This is a genomic window from Agarivorans sp. Z349TD_8, from assembly GCF_050870825.2.
Lineage (GTDB): Bacteria > Pseudomonadota > Gammaproteobacteria > Enterobacterales > Celerinatantimonadaceae > Agarivorans.
This window is the reverse complement of record NZ_CP194037.2, coordinates 2,571,718-2,592,218: the sequence shown is the minus strand read 5'-3', so window position 1 is coordinate 2,592,218 and position 20,501 is coordinate 2,571,718. Positions and strand designations below refer to the sequence as shown.

15 protein-coding genes and 1 tRNA gene are annotated in these 20,501 nt (G+C 44.1%); 10 read left to right on the top strand and 6 right to left on the bottom strand.

The features are described from left to right. Positions 1-175 precede the first annotated feature (175 nt). Both ACRRS1_RS11755 and ACRRS1_RS11750 read left to right on the top strand, forming a co-directional pair. On the top strand, positions 176-814 hold the full coding sequence (locus ACRRS1_RS11755) for a TetR/AcrR family transcriptional regulator (protein WP_432452993.1): 639 nt from the start codon (positions 176-178) through the stop codon (positions 812-814). Between the two features lie 51 nt (positions 815-865). Beyond that, a complete protein-coding gene (locus ACRRS1_RS11750) occupies positions 866-3,187 on the top strand; it encodes an acyl-CoA dehydrogenase (RefSeq protein ID WP_432467778.1) in 2,322 nt (773 codons plus the stop codon). A 157-nt stretch (positions 3,188-3,344) separates the two neighbouring features. Here ACRRS1_RS11750 and ACRRS1_RS11745 read toward each other — a convergent pair whose 3' ends face one another. Continuing rightward, the gene (locus ACRRS1_RS11745; protein ID WP_432452995.1) at positions 3,345-4,196 is read right to left on the bottom strand and encodes a MurR/RpiR family transcriptional regulator; all 852 of its coding nucleotides are present in this window, start codon (positions 4,194-4,196) and stop codon (positions 3,345-3,347) included. 331 nt (positions 4,197-4,527) lie between these two features. On the opposite strand from ACRRS1_RS11745, the gene ACRRS1_RS11740 reads away from it, so the two are divergent. Both ACRRS1_RS11740 and ACRRS1_RS11735 read left to right on the top strand, forming a co-directional pair. Beyond that, complete coding sequence (locus ACRRS1_RS11740; protein ID WP_432467779.1) at positions 4,528-5,493, top strand: glucokinase; 966 nt, start codon at positions 4,528-4,530, stop codon at positions 5,491-5,493. A gap of 199 nt (positions 5,494-5,692) precedes the next feature. Then, a tRNA-Ser gene (locus ACRRS1_RS11735) sits at positions 5,693-5,780 on the top strand. Between the two features lie 483 nt (positions 5,781-6,263). Here the strand turns inward: ACRRS1_RS11735 and ACRRS1_RS11730 are convergent. Together ACRRS1_RS11730 and ACRRS1_RS11725 are read right to left on the bottom strand one after the other, a co-directional pair. Further along, a complete protein-coding gene (locus ACRRS1_RS11730; RefSeq protein WP_432467781.1) occupies positions 6,264-6,434 on the bottom strand; it encodes a hypothetical protein in 171 nt (56 codons plus the stop codon). A 232-nt stretch (positions 6,435-6,666) separates the two neighbouring features. Continuing rightward, positions 6,667-7,179, bottom strand: coding sequence for a hypothetical protein (locus ACRRS1_RS11725; RefSeq protein ID WP_432452998.1), 513 nt, complete (start codon positions 7,177-7,179; stop codon positions 6,667-6,669). A 702-nt stretch (positions 7,180-7,881) separates the two neighbouring features. Here ACRRS1_RS11725 and ACRRS1_RS11720 point away from each other — a divergent pair. From ACRRS1_RS11720 to ACRRS1_RS11700, 5 genes are all read left to right on the top strand, one after another. After that, a complete protein-coding gene (locus ACRRS1_RS11720) occupies positions 7,882-11,160 on the top strand; it encodes a DUF5107 domain-containing protein (RefSeq protein WP_432467783.1) in 3,279 nt (1,092 codons plus the stop codon). A gap of 252 nt (positions 11,161-11,412) precedes the next feature. Continuing rightward, on the top strand, positions 11,413-12,405 hold the full coding sequence (locus ACRRS1_RS11715) for an arabinose ABC transporter substrate-binding protein (protein ID WP_432453000.1): 993 nt from the start codon (positions 11,413-11,415) through the stop codon (positions 12,403-12,405). 50 nt (positions 12,406-12,455) lie between these two features. Beyond that, on the top strand, positions 12,456-13,961 hold the full coding sequence (locus ACRRS1_RS11710; protein WP_432467784.1) for an ATP-binding cassette domain-containing protein: 1,506 nt from the start codon (positions 12,456-12,458) through the stop codon (positions 13,959-13,961). Continuing rightward, positions 13,958-14,959 carry an L-arabinose ABC transporter permease AraH gene (gene araH / locus ACRRS1_RS11705; RefSeq protein WP_432453002.1) on the top strand — a complete coding sequence of 334 codons (1,002 nt, stop codon included), beginning with the start codon at positions 13,958-13,960 and terminating at the stop codon, positions 14,957-14,959. Before ACRRS1_RS11710 ends, araH begins: the two co-directional genes overlap by 4 nt. Positions 14,960-14,989: 30 nt before the next feature. Next, on the top strand, positions 14,990-16,186 hold the full coding sequence (locus tag ACRRS1_RS11700; protein ID WP_432467785.1) for an ROK family protein: 1,197 nt from the start codon (positions 14,990-14,992) through the stop codon (positions 16,184-16,186). A 79-nt stretch (positions 16,187-16,265) separates the two neighbouring features. Here the strand turns inward: ACRRS1_RS11700 and ACRRS1_RS11695 are convergent, their stop codons facing one another. From ACRRS1_RS11695 to ACRRS1_RS11685, 3 genes are all read right to left on the bottom strand, one after another. Next, on the bottom strand, positions 16,266-17,099 hold the full coding sequence (locus tag ACRRS1_RS11695) for a hypothetical protein (protein ID WP_432467787.1): 834 nt from the start codon (positions 17,097-17,099) through the stop codon (positions 16,266-16,268). Between the two features lie 312 nt (positions 17,100-17,411). Next, positions 17,412-18,947 carry a methyl-accepting chemotaxis protein gene (locus ACRRS1_RS11690; RefSeq protein ID WP_432467788.1) on the bottom strand — a complete coding sequence of 512 codons (1,536 nt, stop codon included), beginning with the start codon at positions 18,945-18,947 and terminating at the stop codon, positions 17,412-17,414. A gap of 23 nt (positions 18,948-18,970) precedes the next feature. Further along, the gene (locus ACRRS1_RS11685; RefSeq protein WP_432467789.1) at positions 18,971-19,564 is read right to left on the bottom strand and encodes an FIST N-terminal domain-containing protein; all 594 of its coding nucleotides are present in this window, start codon (positions 19,562-19,564) and stop codon (positions 18,971-18,973) included. Between the two features lie 438 nt (positions 19,565-20,002). Between ACRRS1_RS11685 and ACRRS1_RS11680 the strand changes: the two genes are divergently transcribed. Continuing rightward, on the top strand, positions 20,003-20,470 hold the full coding sequence (locus tag ACRRS1_RS11680; RefSeq protein ID WP_432453006.1) for a DUF2127 domain-containing protein: 468 nt from the start codon (positions 20,003-20,005) through the stop codon (positions 20,468-20,470). Positions 20,471-20,501 lie beyond the last annotated feature (31 nt).

The following is a 20,501-nucleotide window of genomic DNA, read 5'->3' as shown; positions in this document are numbered from 1 at the left end:
GGCATAGATTAAGACCCGCCGTTTTCTAGAAAGTTTCAAATTTTTTTATTTTCTATATAAAAAAGTCGACGACAGTTCTCGTTTTTTGTTCTCTTCACCAAATATCCATGCCATAAACATTGACATCGCGGGGTCTTAAACGTAGTTTTTAAACAGTTGTTTAATTTTTAAAGGTGTGATGGTGAGACAAGGAACAAAAAGTAAGATCCTCGATGCAGCAGAGCGTTTATTTGCAGAACGCGGTTTTGCCGATACCTCATTGAGACTAATTACTTCGGAGGCAGAAGTGAACCTTGCTTCGGTGAACTATCATTTTGGTTCAAAAAAAGAGCTGATCCAAGCAGTGTTGATGCGCTATTTAGAGCAGTTTATGCCGTTAGTTGACGAGGCGATGCTCGTGCATACGCAGAGCGAGCACGCGCCCAGTCTGGAGCAGGTGTTCAATTCATTTATTGAACCCTTGCTGGCGATGAATCAAATTAAAAAGCACGGCACTGCAATGTTGTTGTTACTGCTAGGCCGAGGTTATACCGATAGCCAAGGTCACCTACGAAAATTTATTACTCACCATTTCGGAGAAGTATTAAGTCGTTTCCAGCAAGCGGTGAAGCGTGCTTATCCGGAGTTATCTGACAGTGACATCTTTTGGCGTTTACACTTTACCCTCGGTACGGTGGTATTCACTATGGCATCAAGCGCGGCCTTAAAAGATATCGCCAGCGCCGACTTTAACGAACAAATTAATACCGAAGGACTGATCCGTAAGGTGATTCCTTATCTGGCCGCCGGGGTCGGTGCGCCAAATAACCCATAATAACGATAGGCTAGTGAGCCAAAAATACGACGTGAAATAAAGGATACAGCCATGACAATTATACTAATGTTGCTGACCGCTATCGTGGTGCTGTTAAGTATTACCGAGACACGGATCAAGCTGGTTTCGCGACCAGCCTTTAAGATGTTTAAAAAGATTTTGCCCCCCCTGTCGCAAACTGAAAAAGAAGCCATGGAAGCGGGGTCGGTATGGTGGGACGGCGAACTATTTGGAGGAAAACCCGACTGGAGTAAATTACATCAATATCCTAAAGCGCGTTTAAGTGAAGCCGAACAAGCCTTTATGGATAATCAGGTTGCAAGCTTACTCAAGCTACTAGATGACTTCGACATTGTGCAAAACCAACGCGATTTGCCCAAACCGGTATGGGATTACTTAAAAGCCGAAGGTTTTTTTGCATTAATTATCCCTAAAAGTTATGGCGGACGAGAGTTTTCGGCAATTGCTAATTCAACCATTGTTAGCACCATTGCCACTCGCAGTTTATCGGCTGCGGTAACGGTGATGGTGCCTAACTCTTTAGGCCCAGGTGAGCTGTTACTGCACTATGGCACCCAGCAACAGAAAGATCATTGGTTACCCGGCTTAGCCGATGGCACTCATGTGCCTTGTTTTGCCTTAACTGGCCCAGAAGCAGGCTCTGATGCAGGAGCGATACCCGATAAAGGGATTATATGTAAGGGGGAGTTTAATGGTGAAGAGGTTGTGGGGATCCGCTTAAATTGGAATAAGCGCTACATTACGCTGGCACCTGTTGCTACGGTTCTTGGCTTAGCCTTTAAACTGTATGATCCCGAACATCTGCTCGGTGAGCAGCAAGAGCTGGGTATTACCTGTGCGCTGATCCCAACCGACCATCCCGGTGTGCGTACCGGCGATCGCCATTTTCCGTTAGGTTTAGCCTTTATGAATGGCCCAACGTTTGGTGATGATGTATTCATTCCCTTAGATTGGATTATTGGTGGCTCTGATTACGCCGGTAAAGGTTGGCGAATGCTGGTTGAATGTTTATCGGCCGGTCGCGGTATTTCGCTTCCAGCCTTGGGTACGGCGGTGGGCCATATGAGTTCACGAACTACCAGTGCTTATGCCTATGTTCGTAAACAATTTGGTTTATCGATTGGGCGTTTTGAAGGCGTTGAAGAGGCCTTGGCTCGGATTGGCGGCATGACCTATCAATTAGAGGCTGCCCGTCGTCTTACCGCAGGCGCTTTAGATTTAGATCAAAGCCCTGCCATTGTCACCGCGATTGCTAAGTACCATATGACCGAAATGGCGCGTACCGTGTTAGATGATGCCATGGATATTCATTCGGGACGGGGGATCCAACTGGGTGAAATGAACTACTTAGGCCATGCCTATAACGGGATCCCAGTTGCGATCACGGTGGAAGGTGCCAACATTCTCACCCGTAACTTAATGATCTTTGGTCAGGGTGCTACACGCTGTCATCCATATGTTCTCAAAGAATTGCAGGCGGCTGCTAATCCAGACGAAGCCGCAGGACTCGCCGAATTCGATGGCCTGTTAATCAAACATATCGCTTTTGGCGCAGGCAACTTTGTGGGTAGCTTATTCCAAGGCTTAACCGGTGCTTATTTTAATTCAAGCCCGGTTTCGGGAGAAACCGCTGTTTATTATCGCCAATTAACCCGGATGAGCCGAGGATTAGCTTTGTGTGCCGATATGTCGATGTTGATTCTAGGTGGAGAATTAAAACGTAAAGAACGGATCTCTGCGCGCTTAGGTGATGTGCTGAGTCATCTTTACTTAGCGTCAGCCACCTTAAAACATTATGAAGATCAAGGGCGTCCGGCAGAAGATCTACCGTTTGTGAAGTGGGCGATAGAACGTAATCTTTACGAAATTGGTATAGCTTTTGAAGGTTTCTTTCAAAACTTCTCGAGTCGGGTGGTGGCACGAGTATTAAAATCGGTGGTGTTCCCATATGGCAATCGCTTTAAGCTCGCGAATGATGCAATAGGCCATAAAATTTGTGAAACCATGATGACACCAGGCTCCGCTCGCGAGCGCTTAAGTCAGTTATGTGTGACCGATGGCAGTAAAGGAGATGCGGTTGCAATTATTGAGCAGGCATTTTTGGCGATGTATAAAGTGAGACCACTCGAGCGGAAGATCGCCAAAGCTCAGAAAGCGGGTCAGTTACCACGTAAGGTTGAGCTTGCAGAAATCGTTGCTGCTGCTCAGGCGCAGGATATCTTAAGTGAGACCGAAGCCGCTGAGTTACTCAAAGCAGATGCTTTACGTTCCAAGGCGATTCAGGTTGACCACTTCGAACCTGGCGTATTAGAAGCGAAAAACACGCCAATTAGCGCTGTGCATGTTGCCTAATTCATTTGGCGACTACAAATAAAAAAGGATGCCATTGCATCCTTTTTTTGTATTCACAAAGATAGAATCACGAACTGTGGTAACAGTTCAGGGAACATCTAATGGTAAGCCTGCTAAAAGTTAGTATAAAGACTAGCGCTTAGCAGGCTGCGTTTGATTATTCGATACCTTTATCGGTTCTAGAGTCTTTTAAGCTTTGTTTCACTTTACGCAAATTCTCTCTGAATCGTTCACCACGACGCAGTGTAAAGCCTGTTGCGAGTACGTCGATAAGAGCCATTTGCGCAATACGTGATGCCATTGGCATATAAACGTCAGTATCTTCCGGAACATCCATCGACAACACCAAATTACATTCTTTGGCGAGTGGGGAGTCTTTAGTGGTGATGCCAATAACCATCGAATCATTTTGTTGGGCAAGTATTGCAATATCGATCATCGCTTTGGTGCGACCAGTATGTGAAATTAAAATAATCACATCTTCTTCGGTGGCCACAATACAGCTCATGCGCATCATCACAACATCATCAAAGTAGCTTACTGGCACGTTGAAGCGGAAAAACTTATTTAATGCATCTTGGGCAACCGAGGCTGAAGCGCCTAAACCAAAGAATGAAATCTTCTTCGCCTGAGTGAGTAAATCGACAGCACGATTCACCGCCACCGGATCTAAGCTATTTTTTGCCGCTTCTAAACTGGCCATCGAAGATTCGAATATTTTGGCAGTGTAGGCTTCTGGTCCGTCTTCCTCATCTACATGGCGGTTCACATAAGGTGTACCGTTAGCCAAGCTTTGCGCTAAATGTAGTTTAAAGTCGGGAAATCCCTTAGTATCTAAGCGACGACAAAAGCGGTTAACGGTCGGTTCGCTTACATCAGCTAATTTAGCCAATGCGGCAATACTTGAATGGATTGCCGTTTGAGGAGAGGCAATAATAACTTCAGCAACCTTTCGTTCGGACTTACTAAAGTTCTCTAAATTTTTTGTTATTTTTTCAAGCGTATTCATAATACTCGTTATATTAAGCGCATTTGTTAAGGTTAAATTGTCAAATGTAATAATTTTTCAACATATAGATATGTAATACAATTACATAGACCGCTGGCTGAAACAAGATAAATTAGCATGAATGATAGACCAGACAACGTTTTCATAGTATGAGCTAGGTCTAATATTTTTGAAATCAATCTAAATATTAGTAATTTACTAACGAAATTCCAGTACAAAAGCGCTAAAATCCACAGATAATTAAGAACAACAGCTATTTAATGATAGTTTGTTAGAGTTATTTAATGATATTTTTGTTTTTATTTTTTAATTTGTTATCGAGGAAAACATAATGGCCGGTTTTGGGTTGATCGCTGATGTAGGTGGCACAAATATTCGTTTGGCGTTAGTCGAGTTAAAGACTGGCGAAATAGGTCGTTTACAGAAGTACCTGTGTGGTGACTTCCCCAGCATTGCTGATGTTATGTCGTTGTACTTGAGCGAACAACAAGAAACGGTCACCCAAGCCTGTATCGCCATTGCTTGCCCAACCGATCAAGACTGGATTGCGATGACCAATCATAGCTGGGCATTTTCTCGCAAGGCGGTTCAAGAGCAACTGGGCTTTGAAAACTTTTATGTGATCAACGATTACACCGGCATTGCCATGTCGATCCCAACCTTGAGCGATAGCCAGAAAATACAAATTGGTGGTGAACCCGCCAAATCTGGAGAGCCTATCGCGGTATACGGCCCCGGCACTGGTTTAGGCGTGGCGCATTTAATTCATCACGACAGCGAATATGTGTGCATTCCGGGTGAGGGAGGGCATGTTGAATTTGCACCCAATGATGCACTTGAAGCACATGTTTTGAGCTTCCTACAACAGCGTTATGATCACGTTTCGGCAGAACGCTTGTTATCGGGACCCGGTTTGGTCAATATTTATCTCGGCTTAATGGACTACCATGGCAAAGCAGCCGAAGACTTACAGCCTGCCGACATTACTACCCGCGGTTTGCAAGAAAGTTGCCCGGTATGCGTTGAAGCGATGCAAGTATTTTGTCGCGCCCTTGGCTCCTTTGGTGGCAACCTTGCCTTAAACATGTCGACCTTTGGCGGGGTTTACATTGCAGGCGGTATTATTAGTCGCTTTATGGAATTCTTTAAACATAGTGAATTCCGCGCGCGCTTCGAAGCTAAAGGGCGTTTTGCAAATTTTGTCGCTAAAGTACCCGTTTATGTGATCACCGAAGAACAACCAGGTTTACAAGGCGCATCGGCTTATTTGCGTCAAAGCAATGGCTACCGTATCTAAAGTTGATCGATTCAAAGCATGGATAAAGGGATAAAAGGAAGCATCGGCTTCCTTTTTTTGTGAGTACTTTTATCGTTGCAACAGCAATACTTGTGCAAGAAGTCAGCAACCAACGCCTTTTTAGAAAAAAATAGTTGACCCTCGCCAACGCTATCCGTAATCTAGCGCCTCATTATCGCCCCGAGCGAAAAACAATTTAGGTGACGTGTCCGAGTGGCTGAAGGAGCACGCCTGGAAAGTGTGTATACCGCAAGGTATCGAGAGTTCGAATCTCTCCGTCACCGCCATATTCAAATGAAAAGACGTCTAAGGGCGTCTTTTTTTATGCCTGTAATATAATAGTTAAATCAATAGCTTATCATCTCATCTTGTTTCGGTTTGTCTCATAACGTTCGGCGATTTTGGGTATGACAGAGCGTATGATTTAATCACCCTTGGATTGGGTGTAGATTGGTTTCTGCGAGACTTTCTGAAAAATTGTCTATCTATTAATTGTATCAGTGTGATTACGTCAAAATTGCTTGGTAATCATACTAATACAGTTTAGGAAAAGGATTGGGACTCTATGCATCCCACTCTTTTTTTATACCACACAATTATATCTTCGAGTGGCGTTGGCAGCCATGCACCCGACAAGCCCACTGGCCAATATATACACTAATGAGTTCTTCGACTTATTACTATGAGCGAACAATAAACCCGCGGCAGCTCCTAGACCAGCACCTTGAAGTTGCTCACTCGAAGGTTTGGTTTGATTAAGCTGTTTAAAATTACTTTTTTGAGCGTTTATAGCTGTAATAAACATTCTGGCCAAAGGCTATGGTAAACACAAAATAAAATAGCCAAGTACGTTGTGGCTCTGCAGATTGCTGCCAGTACCATGCAACAAAACTAAAGATGACCAGACAGTAAATAAGGCTAATGAGTACACTTTTTATCATTGCTAGACTCCTGATTCGGTGTTTGATGATTTGGCAGTTCAGTATTTAAAAATGTGGTGCCGATTGCTTTGGTTACTCCCTTAATCCCTAGCACTGTATTATTTACACTTGGCAGTTAGCCATATGAGATACGACTGTAGTCCATAAACACAAAACCGATAGCCTTACCACACTAGGGCATCTTAAACCGGAATGATAAATTGAATAAAAAAAATACAACGTGATACTATTTTTAGAAAGAGCTTGGCCAGGCTTTTTCAATCGTGTTACTTAAATTAAAAGGAAACTTGAGTTCTGCCATTCCCTCTAGTTTTACTTTTAGCTCAGGGGAAATCTCTGCATATTCTTTTTCAATATACATATTCATGTCAGCAACAAGTAGGGCTTTAATCCTGTTGATTTTTAACGCTTCATCAGTGCTCGGATTGAACTCATCTAAGTTTTCCAGAGATACTAGGGTCCTAAGCGCTTCGCTGTATTCGTACAATGCACATTGCTGTAATGCTTTATAATTTACCACCGCTAAGGCTAAGGCAGCCTCAGAGGGGATTTTTTGCAATTGGACTAAGGTTTCGTTTGATACATTTGTGTTTCTTGCTTGCTTATCACATTGGTTCATTTTGTCAGCAAATGCTTCATATCTTGTTTGTAATATATCTTTTCCAAAATCTATCACCTCGCTTGAAGTATTCGCTTCGCAGCTCAATGTGCATAAAATGCCAAAAGCCAAAATAATATGATTCATCGCGTTATTTTACCTTACATTTTTTGTAAATAGCGCCCCCGAAATTTTCTCTTTTGGGCTCGCTGATGTTCTCAAATGTTGCTGTAGAGCAAGTTTTCAATTTGGCTATTAGCGTGCCTATCTAACGAAGAAAAGCTATTAAAAAAATACTCTCAATTGGTTTGGTATATGCTCTATGAAACGTGGTTGGCGTCAGCAGACATCACCTTAAAAAGATTACTATTTTCAATTATTTTGCCACGAGCGCTTGTTCTGAAAGCACCACCAGCAAAAATAAGACTGAGTTGGCCAACAAGCATCACTACCCAGCCTATTTTTTTACTTTAATAATATGGGCTCTATATCGTCGATCGCTTGGCGACTCGCGTCGTTAAATTTAACATTGATGATCACTGGGCAGATCTTATCTTGCAGTGATATTCCATCATCACAAATTAAAGGGCACTATATTGACACAAAACTCTATTGTCAATTGACTCATTACTTAGAGGCTGGGGTGTTGTCGTTTTCGAATAACAATTCTAAAGCCGCGCATGGCTACGTTGCGCTTAGCCCTTCATCAAAACGCTGTTAGTAAACTCAGATTATTAAACAGCGTGAAGCATTCACAATAATTCATTTCAAATAGCGCATAAGCTTGCCGCATCTTCATTATTTTTAATTAGAAGCGTGTACTTTTGAGGCATATGTATGGGAAATAGCGTGAATGTATGGTCAGAAACAATTGTTTTGCCAACATACCCCACCGGTTCTGTGGATCCCAATCCACTATTTCTTGAGAAGCGGGTTTACCAAGGCTCTTCTGGGGCAGTGTATCCCTACGGGGTGATTGATTCGATTCGCGAGCAAGCGGTCGACCAAGAATACCAAGCCATCTATTTAGAAAATGACTATATCAAAGTAATGCTGTTGCCAGAGCTTGGTGGTCGCATTCATCGCGCTTACGATAAGGTCAATCAACGAGATTTTGTTTACTACAACGAGGTGGTAAAACCGGCGCTGGTTGGATTAGTTGGTCCGTGGATATCTGGCGGGATTGAATTTAACTGGCCGCAACATCATCGGCCTACCACTTATATGCCAGTTGATGTGAATATTCGCAGCTTGAACGATGGTAGCGCAGAAGTATGGCTGGGTGAAGTCGAGCACATGTATGGCTTACAAGTAAGTGCAGGCTTTAAGCTTTATCCCGATAAGGCGCTTATTGAGATCACGGGTAAAGTGTATAACGGTAATGCTGTGCCTCGGCATTTTCTATGGTGGTCTAACCCAGCGGTGAAAGGCGGCGACGATCATCAGAGCATTTTCCCGCCCGATGTTACGGCAGTTTATGATCACGGCAAGCGCGATGTGAGTGAATTCCCGATAGCTAAGGGCACTTATTATAAGGTGGATTACTCGCCGGGTACCGATATATCCAGATATAAAAACCTGCCAGTACCGACCTCTTATATGGCTGCTGGTTCCGATTACGATTTTGTGGGGGCCTATAGCCATCATGAACAAGGCGGCCTTTTACATATCGCTAACCATCATTTGTCTCCGGGGAAAAAGCAGTGGACCTGGGGAAATTGCGATTTTGGCCTAGCTTGGGATAAAAATCTCACCGATAGCAATGGCCCTTACATTGAGTTAATGACTGGTGTATTTACCGATAATCAGCCTGATTTTACTTGGATCGATCCCAACGAAGAGAAGATCTTCGTACAAAACTTCCTTCCTTATAGTCAACTTGGCATGGTGCATCAGGCCAATACTGATGTTGCATTAAAGCTGCAACGTGATGCAGATGAAGTGCAGTGGGGACTATATGCTATCTCGAAGATTGAACATGCACGGGTAGTGATCCGTAACGATGAAGAGATCTTGGTTGATGAAGCGTTCTCGTTTGAGCCTTGCGAGGTGTATTTACAAACCTTGGATTATTCTGCCGACGAGCGATTAAGTATCACGGTGACTACTCAGAATGGTCAAAAGGTGCTTGTTTATCAGGAACACGGGGCTTCGGATCAGGCTATTCCAGATCCCGCCGATGCGCCTTTGCCACCTAAGGAGGTGTTGTCCGTCGACGAGCTGTATTTAATTGGACAACACTTAGAACAGTATCATCATGCTAGTGGTAAGCCAGAAGCCTATTATCTAGAAGCTTTGGCCAGAGACCCCTTAGATTATCGCTGCAATCTTGCTTTGGCACATCAAGAGTATGACCGTTGCGATTACCAACAAGCATTGGCCTTACTCGATAAAGCACTCCAACGAGTGCATCGTTACAATAAGAACCCGGCTTGCGGCCGTGCTAGTTTTCTTCGGGCTTGTGTACATGAAAAACTGGGTCAGTTGGATTTGGCCTATGCCGATTATTATAAATCGACTTGGAGTGGCAACTGTCGTGATAGTGGTTTGTTGGCGGCTGCGCGGATCTCATTTATTCAACAGCGTTACTTAGACGCATTGGATGAGATTAATCGTTCGTTAGCGCTCAACGGAACCAGTTACCAGGCCGCGTTTGTAAAAGCAGCGATTTTGATCGCATTGGGCCACCAGCAACAAGCGAAGGCACATATCGAATCGGCAATTCAGCAGTTTCCATTGGGTTACGCGCTATTTATGGAGCGTTACCGGCTTGAACAAACTCATGAATCGAAGCAGCGATTTATCACGCTGTGTCAGGGTCGACAAGCTAATGCGGTTCATGTGAGCGGTTTGTATCATTCTTTAGGTTTAACTCACTTAGCCATTCAGGCCATCGATTTAATCGATGCGGAAGGAGCAAATGCCTTGCTCATCAAAGCGGGATTAAGTGAACAGCATCCACAAGCCTTGTTGGCGCTGGCGGAACAACAATTTAATCAAAATGTATTGTTTCCGAATACGCCTATCGAGTGCCTTGCATTAAGCAAGTTAGCTGGTCAGCCCTTTGCCGATTATCTGCTCGGTTGTTTTTTCTATGCGAAAAAGTCTTACGCAAAAGCGGTTAAGTTATGGGAGACAGCTTTATCCAATAGGCCTAGTTTTAAAGCTTGTCATCGTAATTTGGCGGTGTACCACGCTAATAAACATGGGGATTATGAACACGCGATTAGCCATATGTCCTATGCTTGGGCGCTAGATTTAAGCGATGCGAGGGTTTTGTTTGAACTCGACCATTTAAGAAAGCTGGCCGCTTATTCACCGCAACAGCGTCTCGAGGCATTGGATCTGCATCAAAATGTGGTGTTGCAGCGAGATGATTTAACTGCGGAATGGATCAGCTTACTCAATATTGAAGGGCGTCATGAGCTAGCTTTTTCAGTCCTTCAACAGAAAAAGTTTCATCCTTGGGAGGGGGGCGAGGGGAAAATAACCGGTCAATACATTAATTCGCTGATCCGCAAAGCTTGCAGCTTGATGATGAATAAAGACTACGCCGAAGCCGAACAAGCGTTGTCCGATGCCTTTGCTTATCCTGATAATCTCAGCGAAGGTCGTCTGGTAGGCCAAACCGACAATGATGTTTATTTTTTATTAGGTTGTGTTGCTGAATGGAGAGGAAATTTACAGCACGCACAGCAGTGTTGGCAAAAAGCGATGCTCGGTTGTTCCAGCTTAAGCGAAAGCCGTTACTACAACGATCAACCAGCCGATTACCTTTTCTTTCAGGCGCTAGCCTTAGCCAAGTGTGGTCAACGAGAGCAAGCACTGGCGCGTTTCACCGAGATGAAGCGCTGGGCCGATGCGCACTTGAGTGACCCAGTTGTTGAGGACTTTTTTGCGGTGTCGCTGCCAGAACTGATCGTATTTGATCGCGACATTGCTAAAAACCATCAAATTCATTGTCGGTTTATTCGCTATTTGGCATCACTTGGCTGCAGTCTACTTAGCAATAGTGGTGTCGCAGAAACAAACCAAGACCGATTAGCGGTTCTTCAATTGGAGCCGGGGCACGCCAAGATCAGTCTGATCGAAAGCCTTTATCCATTGTTATTGCCAGCTTGTGTTTAATAAGCCAACTCTATGGCAGTTTTTTAAAAGCGAATGAGGAGGGACATTAATACTAAACAAAGATTACTATATAGCGTGATTGAACTTCACAATATATAGCAAACATTACATTAACATCAGCATGAATAATAACGATAGCTGTTAAACAATAACGGCAGTTTAGAAATATAAAATACGACGTGAAATGTGTGAATTTCAGTTGAACAAGGGCTGAACGCATTACCATTTTGGGTGATTAAAATAGGTCAAATTATGAATATACTCTACAAAAAAATTGGTACCGCATTACTAACTGCATCGCTTTGCTCTATGTCTTTAGGCGCAGCTGCCGAAGCGAAAAAGAAAATTGGTTTTATTGTTAAACAACCCGAAGCAGGCTGGTTCCAAGATGAATGGAAGTTTGCAGAGGTAGCGGCCAAAGAAAAAGGCTTCGAGTTAATTAAAATTGGCGCGCAAGATGGTCAAAAATTGATGTCGGCGTTGGACAACTTAGGCACTCAACAGGCTGATGGGGTGATTGTGTGTGTCCCTAATGTAAAATTAGGCCCTGCCGTTGTTGCTGCTGCCAACAGAAACGGACTCAAGTTAATGTCGGTGGATGACCGACTGATTGATGGCAAAGGTAATCCCATTGAAGATGTGGTTCATATGGGGATTTCTGCTTATAACATCGGACGTGAAGTGGGGGACGCTTTATTGGCAGAAATAGATGCGCGTGGCTGGGACCGCAACGAAGTGGCGGCGATGGCACTCACCTACAAACAGCTACCAACGGCTTACCAACGAACCAAAGGGGCGACTGATGTTTTAAACGAGGCAAATTACCCAGCCGCCAATATGTTTGAAGCACCGCATCGACTCGATAATACCGAACAAGCATTTAATGCCGCGAATAGTTTAATCACCCAGAAAGGCCAATTTAAAAAATGGATTGTCTATGGCATGAATGATCAAGTGGTGATCGGTGGCGTTCGGGCCTTAGAAGGGAACGGAATTGCTTCATCGGACATTATTGGTGTTGGTATTAACGGTACCGAAGAAGCGATTAATGAATTCCGCAAGCCTGTTTCTACCGGATTCTACGGGACCATTATTTTAAGTGCCAAAGCACATGGCTATCAAACCTCGATCAATATGTATAACTGGATCGCCAATGGAGTCGAGCCTGAGAAGTTAATTTATACCTCAGGGTATCTGGCAACCCGAGATAACTATCAACAAGTGCGTAAAAGTTTAGGTTTGTAATTGTACAATGTTCGGGGTGTTTCACCCCGATTTCATCAAGGATTGTGTGAATGAATAACAAACTCGAATTTTGCGATGTATCTAAAAACTTTCCCGGAGTGAAAGCCCTCGACGCCATTAGTTTCTCGATAGGCCATGGCGAAGTTCACGGTCTTATCGGTGCTAACGGCGCTGGCAAAAGTACCTTGATGAAAGTACTTGGGGGAATTTACCCAGCGAGCTCGGGACATGTGGCCATCAACGGCCAAAGCGTCAACTTTCGTTCTCCCAGTGAAGCGATTAAAGGCGGTATCGCTATTATTCATCAAGAGCTGCAATTGGTTCCAGAACTGAGTGTTGCAGAGAATATTTTTTTGGGTCGCTTTCCGTCACATCGGGGAAAAATTGATTGGAAAAAGATGAATCAACAGGCCGACATTCAGTTGCAAAGCCTTGGCTTGAGCTTTTCTTCCAAAGATAAAGTGAGTGGGCTATCGATGGGTCAGCAACAAATGGTGGAGATAGCCAAAGCGTTGATATTAAATGCCAATATTATTGCATTAGACGAACCGACCAGCAGTTTGTCGTCGGCCGAAACCAAAGTTCTGTTTAGAGTGATCCGCCAGTTACAAGCCGAAGGTCGGATCCTGATTTATATCTCACACCGAATGGCGGAGATATTCGACTTATGTAGTTCGTGCACCGTGATGAAAGACGGGAAGCATGTGATTTCTTATGACGATTTGAAACAAATTGATCGCAAAACCATTATTGAGAAAATGATCGGCCGTAACTTGGGCGATATGTATAACTATTCCCCAAGAGAACTCGGAGCAATTAATTTTTCGCTGGACAGCATTCATAGCCATCAGTTTCCTCAAAGCGTTGAATTTAATGTTCGTAAAAGTGAAATTCTAGGTTTTTTTGGCTTGGTTGGTTCGGGCCGTACCGAATTGATGAAGTCGATCATTGGCGCGATATCGAGTCAGCAGATCAGTGCTTCATTCAATCATTGTAAGCTGCCGTCGTTAACGCCTAAAAAGGCGATTCAAAAGGGGATCTTGTATTGCTCTGAAGATCGCAAAAAAGAGGGCAATATCACCTTTCGTTCGGTTTGGGAGAACATCACTGTCAGTAGTCGCCGAAACTTCTGGCGGTTCGGTGGTATCCTCAATCTTGCTAAAGAGTTGTCGGAAGCGGAACGCTTTGTAAAACGGCTGGATATTAAAACGCCATCTTTAGAGAAAGAGATCCAGTTTTTATCCGGTGGGAACCAGCAAAAAGTGATCCTTGCCCGTTGGTTGGCAGAGCCCAGTATCAATGTATTGATTGTCGATGAGCCAACGCGGGGCATTGATGTCTCGGCAAAGAACCAAATTTATAACGTGTTATACGAATTAGCGAACAAGGGAATATCGATTATTGTGATTTCCAGCGAGTTACCCGAGATTATGGGCATTACTGATCGCTTGTATGTGATGCGAGAAAATCAGATATCGGCCCAATTTAAACGTGAAGAATATCAAGAAGAAAGCATTCTTTCTAAAGCTTTCCCTGAACAGGAGATGAGCGCATGACCGCTTTAAATAAAACGGCCCAGATCGATCTATCTAGCCCGGCAAAAACCTCAACTTGGTCGTTGATCCGCAGTAGTGAGAACTTCAATATTATTGTGGTGTACATATTGTTGTTTATTGCACTGGCAATATTTGTCCCTTATTTTTTCTCACTGAGGAATATGGTGGGCCTTGGGCTTTCAATTTCACAAATTGGCATGGTGGCCTGTACGATGATGTTCTGCCTCGCATCGAAAGATTTTGATCTATCGGTGGGCTCTCAGGTCGCATTTTACGGCGTATTGGCGGCACTCATTGTGAACGCAAGCGATAGCTTTATCTTGGGGATTTTTGGTGCGCTTGTCGCGGGTATTTTCATAGGTCTCATGAATGGTATTTTTGTGACTAAAGTTCGGGTGAATGCGCTTATTGCAACCTTAGCGATGATGGAAATTGTCCGCGGCGGCGCTTATATTATCTCCGGTGGGAATGCGGTAGGCGTGGTTAACATGAACTTCTTTATGTTAGGCCAGTCGACGGTTCTGGGAGTACCAACGCCAATTGTGATCACTATATTGTGCTTTATTGTATTTGGCTTCTTGCTGAAAAATACCGCTTATGGACGAAATGCTTTAGCAGTGGGTGGGAATGCTGATGCGGCAAAACTCGCCGGGGTGGATGTTGATAAAGTTCGAATTGCCAATTTTGCGATACAAGGGGCAATTTGTGCCATTGCAGGTGTCATACTGGCGTCGCGTATTACCAGTGGCCAACCCAACGCATCCTTAGGTTTTGAGCTGAGTGTGATATCGGCTTGCGTGCTGGGCGGTGTATCGCTAAACGGCGGGAAGGCCAGTATTGTTGGGGTTGCGGTCGGGGTACTTATTATGGGAACGGTGGAAAATGCACTGAACCTGCTTAATATTGACTCGTTTTACCAATACTTAGTACGCGGTGGTATTTTGTTGCTTGCAGTTGGCGCAGACCAATATCGTCAACGATTAGCCGAAAGAGGGTAACTTATTTAGTGGATGAGCAAGGAGTCTAAAATGCTGAAAGGCATGAATAATCAGTCGGTGAGAACTTATAACGCAAAGTTGATTATTAGGCTCCTTTTTCAGTACCAACAATTAAGTAAGTCACGTCTGTCTCGCTTACTTGAATTGAGTATACCTGCCATTAGTAAAATTTTACTGTTTTTGGAAGACAGGGGCTGGGTAGAGCATGTGCATACCGAGCATATCGGAAGAGGTAACTCTAGCGGTGTGTATCAAATATCTCACAAATCCAGTCCAATCATTTGTATACACATCACGCCCAGTAAAATATCAGCGTTAGTGGTTAACGGTAAAATGGAGTTGCTACTTGAGCTGCGTGAGTGGCATATAGCGCCTGCTATTCCCGAAGAGTTGGTGCAGTTGGTGATTAAGGCTTATCGGCAGTGCGTTAACGCGGCTGCGGTTGGTAAATTAAAAATTGCTTTGGCACTGCATGGTCAGGTAGACGTCCATGCTGGCACTTCAATGTTTATGCCCCAAGCACCTTGGGATAGTCCGATTGATTTTAAGTATATTCTCGAAGCTGAATTAGAGACCCAAGTGGCGGTTGATAACGACTGTGTGATGCTGGCTCTGGCGGAGAAGTGGACCAATCCCGAGCATATTCGTGATTTTTGCGTGATTAATGTCGATTATGGGATTGGTTCTTCATTTTTGATTGATGATCAAATATTTAGAGGGCCACTTTATGGCAGCGGACAGATAGGCCATTCAATCATCGATCAAGATGGTCGAAAATGTGGCTGCGGTCGCTACGGATGTCTGGAAACCATATCGTCAACTAAAGCCATGTTGGCAGATATTAGAAAACAAATAAAAAACCGATTTTCTGACGAGTTGTACCAGTTCGATGAGCTGGAATTTGAGCAAGCGGTTCAACGGTATTTTGAAAACGATCCGCTGGTTCGCCGCGTCTGTAATAAAGCGGCAAGCACATTGGGGATCAGTATTTATAATTTTTTGGTCACGATGAGTGTGAATGATATCGTCATTTATGGCGAAGCCAGAAAATTAGGTGAGCAGTGGTTAGCTCAGGTTAAGGACCAAGCTCATTTCAATCCTTTTGAAGACAATGTAGCCTCGGTTAAAGAACAAAAAGCCAGTATTCGATTTGGAGATTTGAGTGATACAGAGTTACTCAAGGGAATAGGCTACTTGTTTATCGAAAAAATCTTGGAAGACTTTTAGTGGTTTTATACATCTCATCTTTATTATAAAACGCACCAACCGTAAGGCTTAAAAATAGCCCCAAAAGCTCAACATGGCCCTAGAGTGGCAATACCTTGATGGTCATTTTAACCTCCTGGCAGGCTTTGGGCTCTATTTCTGGCATTATGATCTGATGGTGAGCATCGATGGGGTAAGCCTGTGGCTCGATACAGATATAGCCATCGCTTATTGAAGGTTGATACAGTGTTATATAGTGGGTGTTATAGGTAATCACGATACGATAACCGAGATCCGGACGAAACAGGGTTGTTGCCGGGGCTGAGACTCTATAACAGTGATTCAACCATCCTTTCAACAACGCTTTTTTTGTTCTGAAATCATATTGTGTTGCGACGCGTTCTTGGTAAGCCATGGGGAGGTGATGCTCACCCTCAGGCCAATATCCTTGATGCAACAAACACAGTTCAGTTTTATCATTGGCGGAGAAAAATGGGTGAAGACCGATATTAAATGGGAACGCATTTGCAGATTGATTTGTCACCCGAAGCGTCACCGCTAAGGATGACTCGGATAATTGATAGCTAAGCATCGCTAAATAATCAATTTGCGGGCTAATATGCGACTCTAAAACTAATTGAATGGTGCTTTTATTTTTGTTGAGGACGCGCCATGGTTTCTTCCAGGCATCTCCATGTAAAAAAAACAGCTCGTCCCACTCGACATTTGGTAAGGATAGGTTTTGTCCACGCCAGGGAATTGTATTGCCAGTGACTCGGTTAGCAATTGGAGCCATTGGAAATAAACCCCCGCAACCTGCCCCCTCGAGAACCGGCATCAGGATGTGTTGCTTATTCACCAGAAAGTGAAGAGCATAGCCTCCTCTGGAATCGATGCTGAGTGTGCAATTGGCGTAGTTGATATCTTGAAGCATGTGGGCGCAGCAATGTTAGTCGTTAGCTGACTATATCTCGATATTAGAAGCCAATCTGGTTTTGAAGTCCCAGTTATTAGTTAACGTAGTTTATAAGCATAATCGTGGAACAAAGCCCAAACGTTTTTGCTTCAGACGCTTGGGCTTTTATACTGTTCTAACTCATTATTTGTTGCTCGTGGCTGTAAACCACCACTAACTAAGTTATGTATCTTGCCATTAGAGCCGCTCATTACTGCTCTTCATGCCGGGTTATTAGCAGATTTATTTTGTGCAATAAGTTGATCATATAATGAATCAGATCAGTATTACTTACTTTCTCTGCCGGATGGCGATTTGGCTGAGTTGATCGATCAGCTGACTTTCTTCTTCGATTAAAGTAATGCTTTGCTGAGCATCTTGCGCCTGCTGGATATCTCGTTCGGCGCTTAAGGCCGCATTTTGCGAGTTATCTGAAAGCGTTGTCAGTTCGTTGCTAAAAGATTGAGAACCAAGCTCTATATCACTTAAAACGGTGTCGATACTGTCTATCCCATGGGTGATATGGTTAATCGACTGGGTTACTTCTTTAATCGTCTCGCCAGTTTCATGAACGCTGGTTTGGGTACGTTTGGATAATTGACGTACTTCATCGGCCACTACCGCAAATCCGCGGCCTGCTTCTCCGGCACGTGCCGCTTCGATGGCTGCATTTAGTGCCAGTAGGTTAGTTTGATCGGCAATCCCGCTGATTGATTGAATAATGTTAACGATTTTATCGGCGTTATTTTTAAGGGTGCTTACACCTTCCATCAATTCTTGGCGTTGGCTCTGTTGATGAATAAACGTAGCAAATTGTTCGCCTAAAGTTCGCAGCTGTTGGGCGGAGTCTGCAGTTTGGCTCGAGCCCTGCTGCAGTTGTGCGGTTGCCGATTGTAACAAGGGGTGAATTTTACTCATGTGCTGAATTACATCGGCTTGCAAAGTATTTATCTTCTGGGTACTCACCAATTTCGAGCGTAAGTAATAATTGTTAAAAGACGCTAAATAAAAGGGGTAGTTGTCGGCATATTCGTCACTAAACTGGCTATGGTCATCTACTTTGAAGAAAGCAACGGCGGTAATGGTTTGATTTTGGTGTAAGCCTAAAAACTCACCAAAAGTGGAAAATCCCGATAGGCAGATCCCATCAAAACTATTGGCTTGATTTAGACTGGAGCCATTGTTGAGCCGTCGTAAAATACAGTCGTTGGCGATCATCGCCAGCGGCTTGTTAGGTTTACCCCGCATAAATTGCTGATAGTCACGCTGAGTCGATTGGTTAAAGTCTTTTGCTTTGACCAATAATAAACGGTCGCCAAAACTAAAATCACTAAAGAAACGAATGCTACCATCCGCGTTGATTGCCGCAACCGAGCGAATAAATAATTCCTTGTTGATCTGAATACCAAAGGAGTGTTTATTGAGTTGCTGCTCGACTTGCTCTGCGCTGCAATGAAAATGCTCACTGAGGCAATCGACCGGGCTGCGGAGTTGCATCTTGTCGTCTAACACCGAATGTAATACGCGAGTAAATGGGTCGAATTCGGCCACGTCGAAGCCATGACCCGTGGCTTCAAAGTTGTGACTCTTCATGATGCCGTAACGATAAGCGGGGGCAACTTTACAAAAACCAACAATTGCTTGCTCGCTGAGTACCTGGCCATCTAAACCGACTTCGGCTTGTTTGAAGTCCAGTTTTCCGCCAGCGCTGCCACCAATGAAGTAACAGGGGAAACGTTGGCTGCGATAAAGGGCTTGGGTGAAAAAGTCTTCGCTGCCAGCTAAGCCATCAAAATAGGTGAGGGCAAGGGTGTCTCGACTTTCCACTTGAAAGGGTAACTGAATCGCTTTCAGTTCGCCGAGGATATGCTTAATTCGACGTTCGGCACTAAGGGGAAACGTTGGCTGCGATAAAGGGCTTGGGTGAAAAAGTCTTCGCTGCCAGCTAAGCCATCAAAATAGGTGAGGGCAAGGGTGTCTCGACTTTCCACTTGAAAGGGTAACTGAATCGCTTTCAGTTCGCCGAGGATATGCTTAATTCGACGTTCGGCACTATCATCGGTGGCATGCGCACTTGTGGCCTTGAGTGTAATACGGTGGATCGATACATCGCTTAATATTTTACGTGAGAATGCATGCAATACCATCCCATCCCAAGTTTGCGGGGTCTCATGATACAGTTTTGTACGTCCGCCGCCTAACTCACCGGCTGTCATCACCGCAATAATATGATCGGCAAAAGGCAGCGCTGTTTTCAGCTGTCGGTTCACTTCTGCAAAATTGCAGTGGGGTGATACAAAAGCGAGTACCAATGCAGTGCCTCCCTCTAACTCAAAATCTTTCAATTCTGCGAGTTTGAGTTGCTGACTGTTTATGGCGCGGGTGATGCTCACCGACACCTCGGTTTGCTCTTGTTTAGCGAAAATCCTTTTTCTAAAAAACATATCCATTGACTCCAAAAGTGAGCGCGCGATTGGCTTACATTTAGCACGCGCTCTTTAATCCGATTATTTTATGCTTTATATAGTAAGACATAAGCGACAGAGCTTAATTGATCAATATAGTCGTTCTTAGGGGATAAGCTTGAGGAAATACTAATAGTTAATGTCAATCATTGAAATTTGACAGTGAGGTTTAGGCGTTTGCAGAGTGCCGTGCCACGATGAATACTGGTGAAGCATTTTAAGGTGCCGCGTTGAGCAACGCAGACCTTCGGTGGTGTTTGTTCAAAGGTAGTTGCGAGGTATTTACTTTGAGTGCTAAGCTGCTGCGTGAATATCACCGCGAAGTTGAAGCCCGCAGCTGGCGCTGTGCTCAATTCGTCTTCTGTCGTATGCTGCTAAGAAGGCAAATTCATCAGCCCCTGCCATGAAAGAGTCGTTATGCTAAAAATAAAGAAAGGCTTACGAGCCGTGGCAATGTTAGAAGCCTGCAAGGGGGGCTTGTCGTTCATTGTGGCTTTAGGACTATTTCAACTGGCGGGTGAAAATTTACAGCAGGTTTTATTAAGGCTGTTAGAACATTTGCATTTTAACCCTGCAAGTCACTTCGCGAGTATTTTATTACATGACGCAAGTTTAGTGACTGAACAAAACTTGTATCTGGTTTTAATTGGCTCGCTGGTTTATACCATGGTTCGATTTATCGAAGCCTATGGTTTATGGCATGGCTTTGTGTGGACCGAATGGTTCGCTTTACTAAGTGGTGCGATTTACCTTCCCTTTGAAATCTATGAGCTGTTGACCCAACAGAACCTTTTAAGTGTGGTGGTGCTACTGCTTAACTTAGCCATTGTTCTCTATATGTATCAGGTGTTGCAGCATAGTCGCAATCGCCAGTTTGATGAATAAGTCGGTGCCAGCAAAGCGCTGACACCATGGG

Excerpts from the sequence above, each read along its gene's own strand:
- ACRRS1_RS11750 (WP_432467778.1), top strand. The coding sequence starts at position 866 with ATGACAATTATACTAATGTTGCTGACCGCTATCGTGGTGCTGTTAAGT.
- ACRRS1_RS11745 (WP_432452995.1), bottom strand. The coding sequence starts at position 4,196 with ATGAATACGCTTGAAAAAATAACAAAAAATTTAGAGAACTTTAGTAAG.
- ACRRS1_RS11740 (WP_432467779.1), top strand. The coding sequence starts at position 4,528 with ATGGCCGGTTTTGGGTTGATCGCTGATGTAGGTGGCACAAATATTCGT.
- ACRRS1_RS11730 (WP_432467781.1), bottom strand. The coding sequence starts at position 6,434 with ATGATAAAAAGTGTACTCATTAGCCTTATTTACTGTCTGGTCATCTTT.
- ACRRS1_RS11725 (WP_432452998.1), bottom strand. The coding sequence starts at position 7,179 with ATGAATCATATTATTTTGGCTTTTGGCATTTTATGCACATTGAGCTGC.
- ACRRS1_RS11715 (WP_432453000.1), top strand. The coding sequence starts at position 11,413 with ATGAATATACTCTACAAAAAAATTGGTACCGCATTACTAACTGCATCG.
- ACRRS1_RS11710 (WP_432467784.1), top strand. The coding sequence starts at position 12,456 with ATGAATAACAAACTCGAATTTTGCGATGTATCTAAAAACTTTCCCGGA.
- araH (WP_432453002.1), top strand. The coding sequence starts at position 13,958 with ATGACCGCTTTAAATAAAACGGCCCAGATCGATCTATCTAGCCCGGCA.
- ACRRS1_RS11700 (WP_432467785.1), top strand. The coding sequence starts at position 14,990 with ATGCTGAAAGGCATGAATAATCAGTCGGTGAGAACTTATAACGCAAAG.
- ACRRS1_RS11695 (WP_432467787.1), bottom strand. The coding sequence starts at position 17,099 with ATGCTTCAAGATATCAACTACGCCAATTGCACACTCAGCATCGATTCC.
- ACRRS1_RS11685 (WP_432467789.1), bottom strand. The coding sequence starts at position 19,564 with ATGTTTTTTAGAAAAAGGATTTTCGCTAAACAAGAGCAAACCGAGGTG.
- ACRRS1_RS11680 (WP_432453006.1), top strand. The coding sequence starts at position 20,003 with ATGCTAAAAATAAAGAAAGGCTTACGAGCCGTGGCAATGTTAGAAGCC.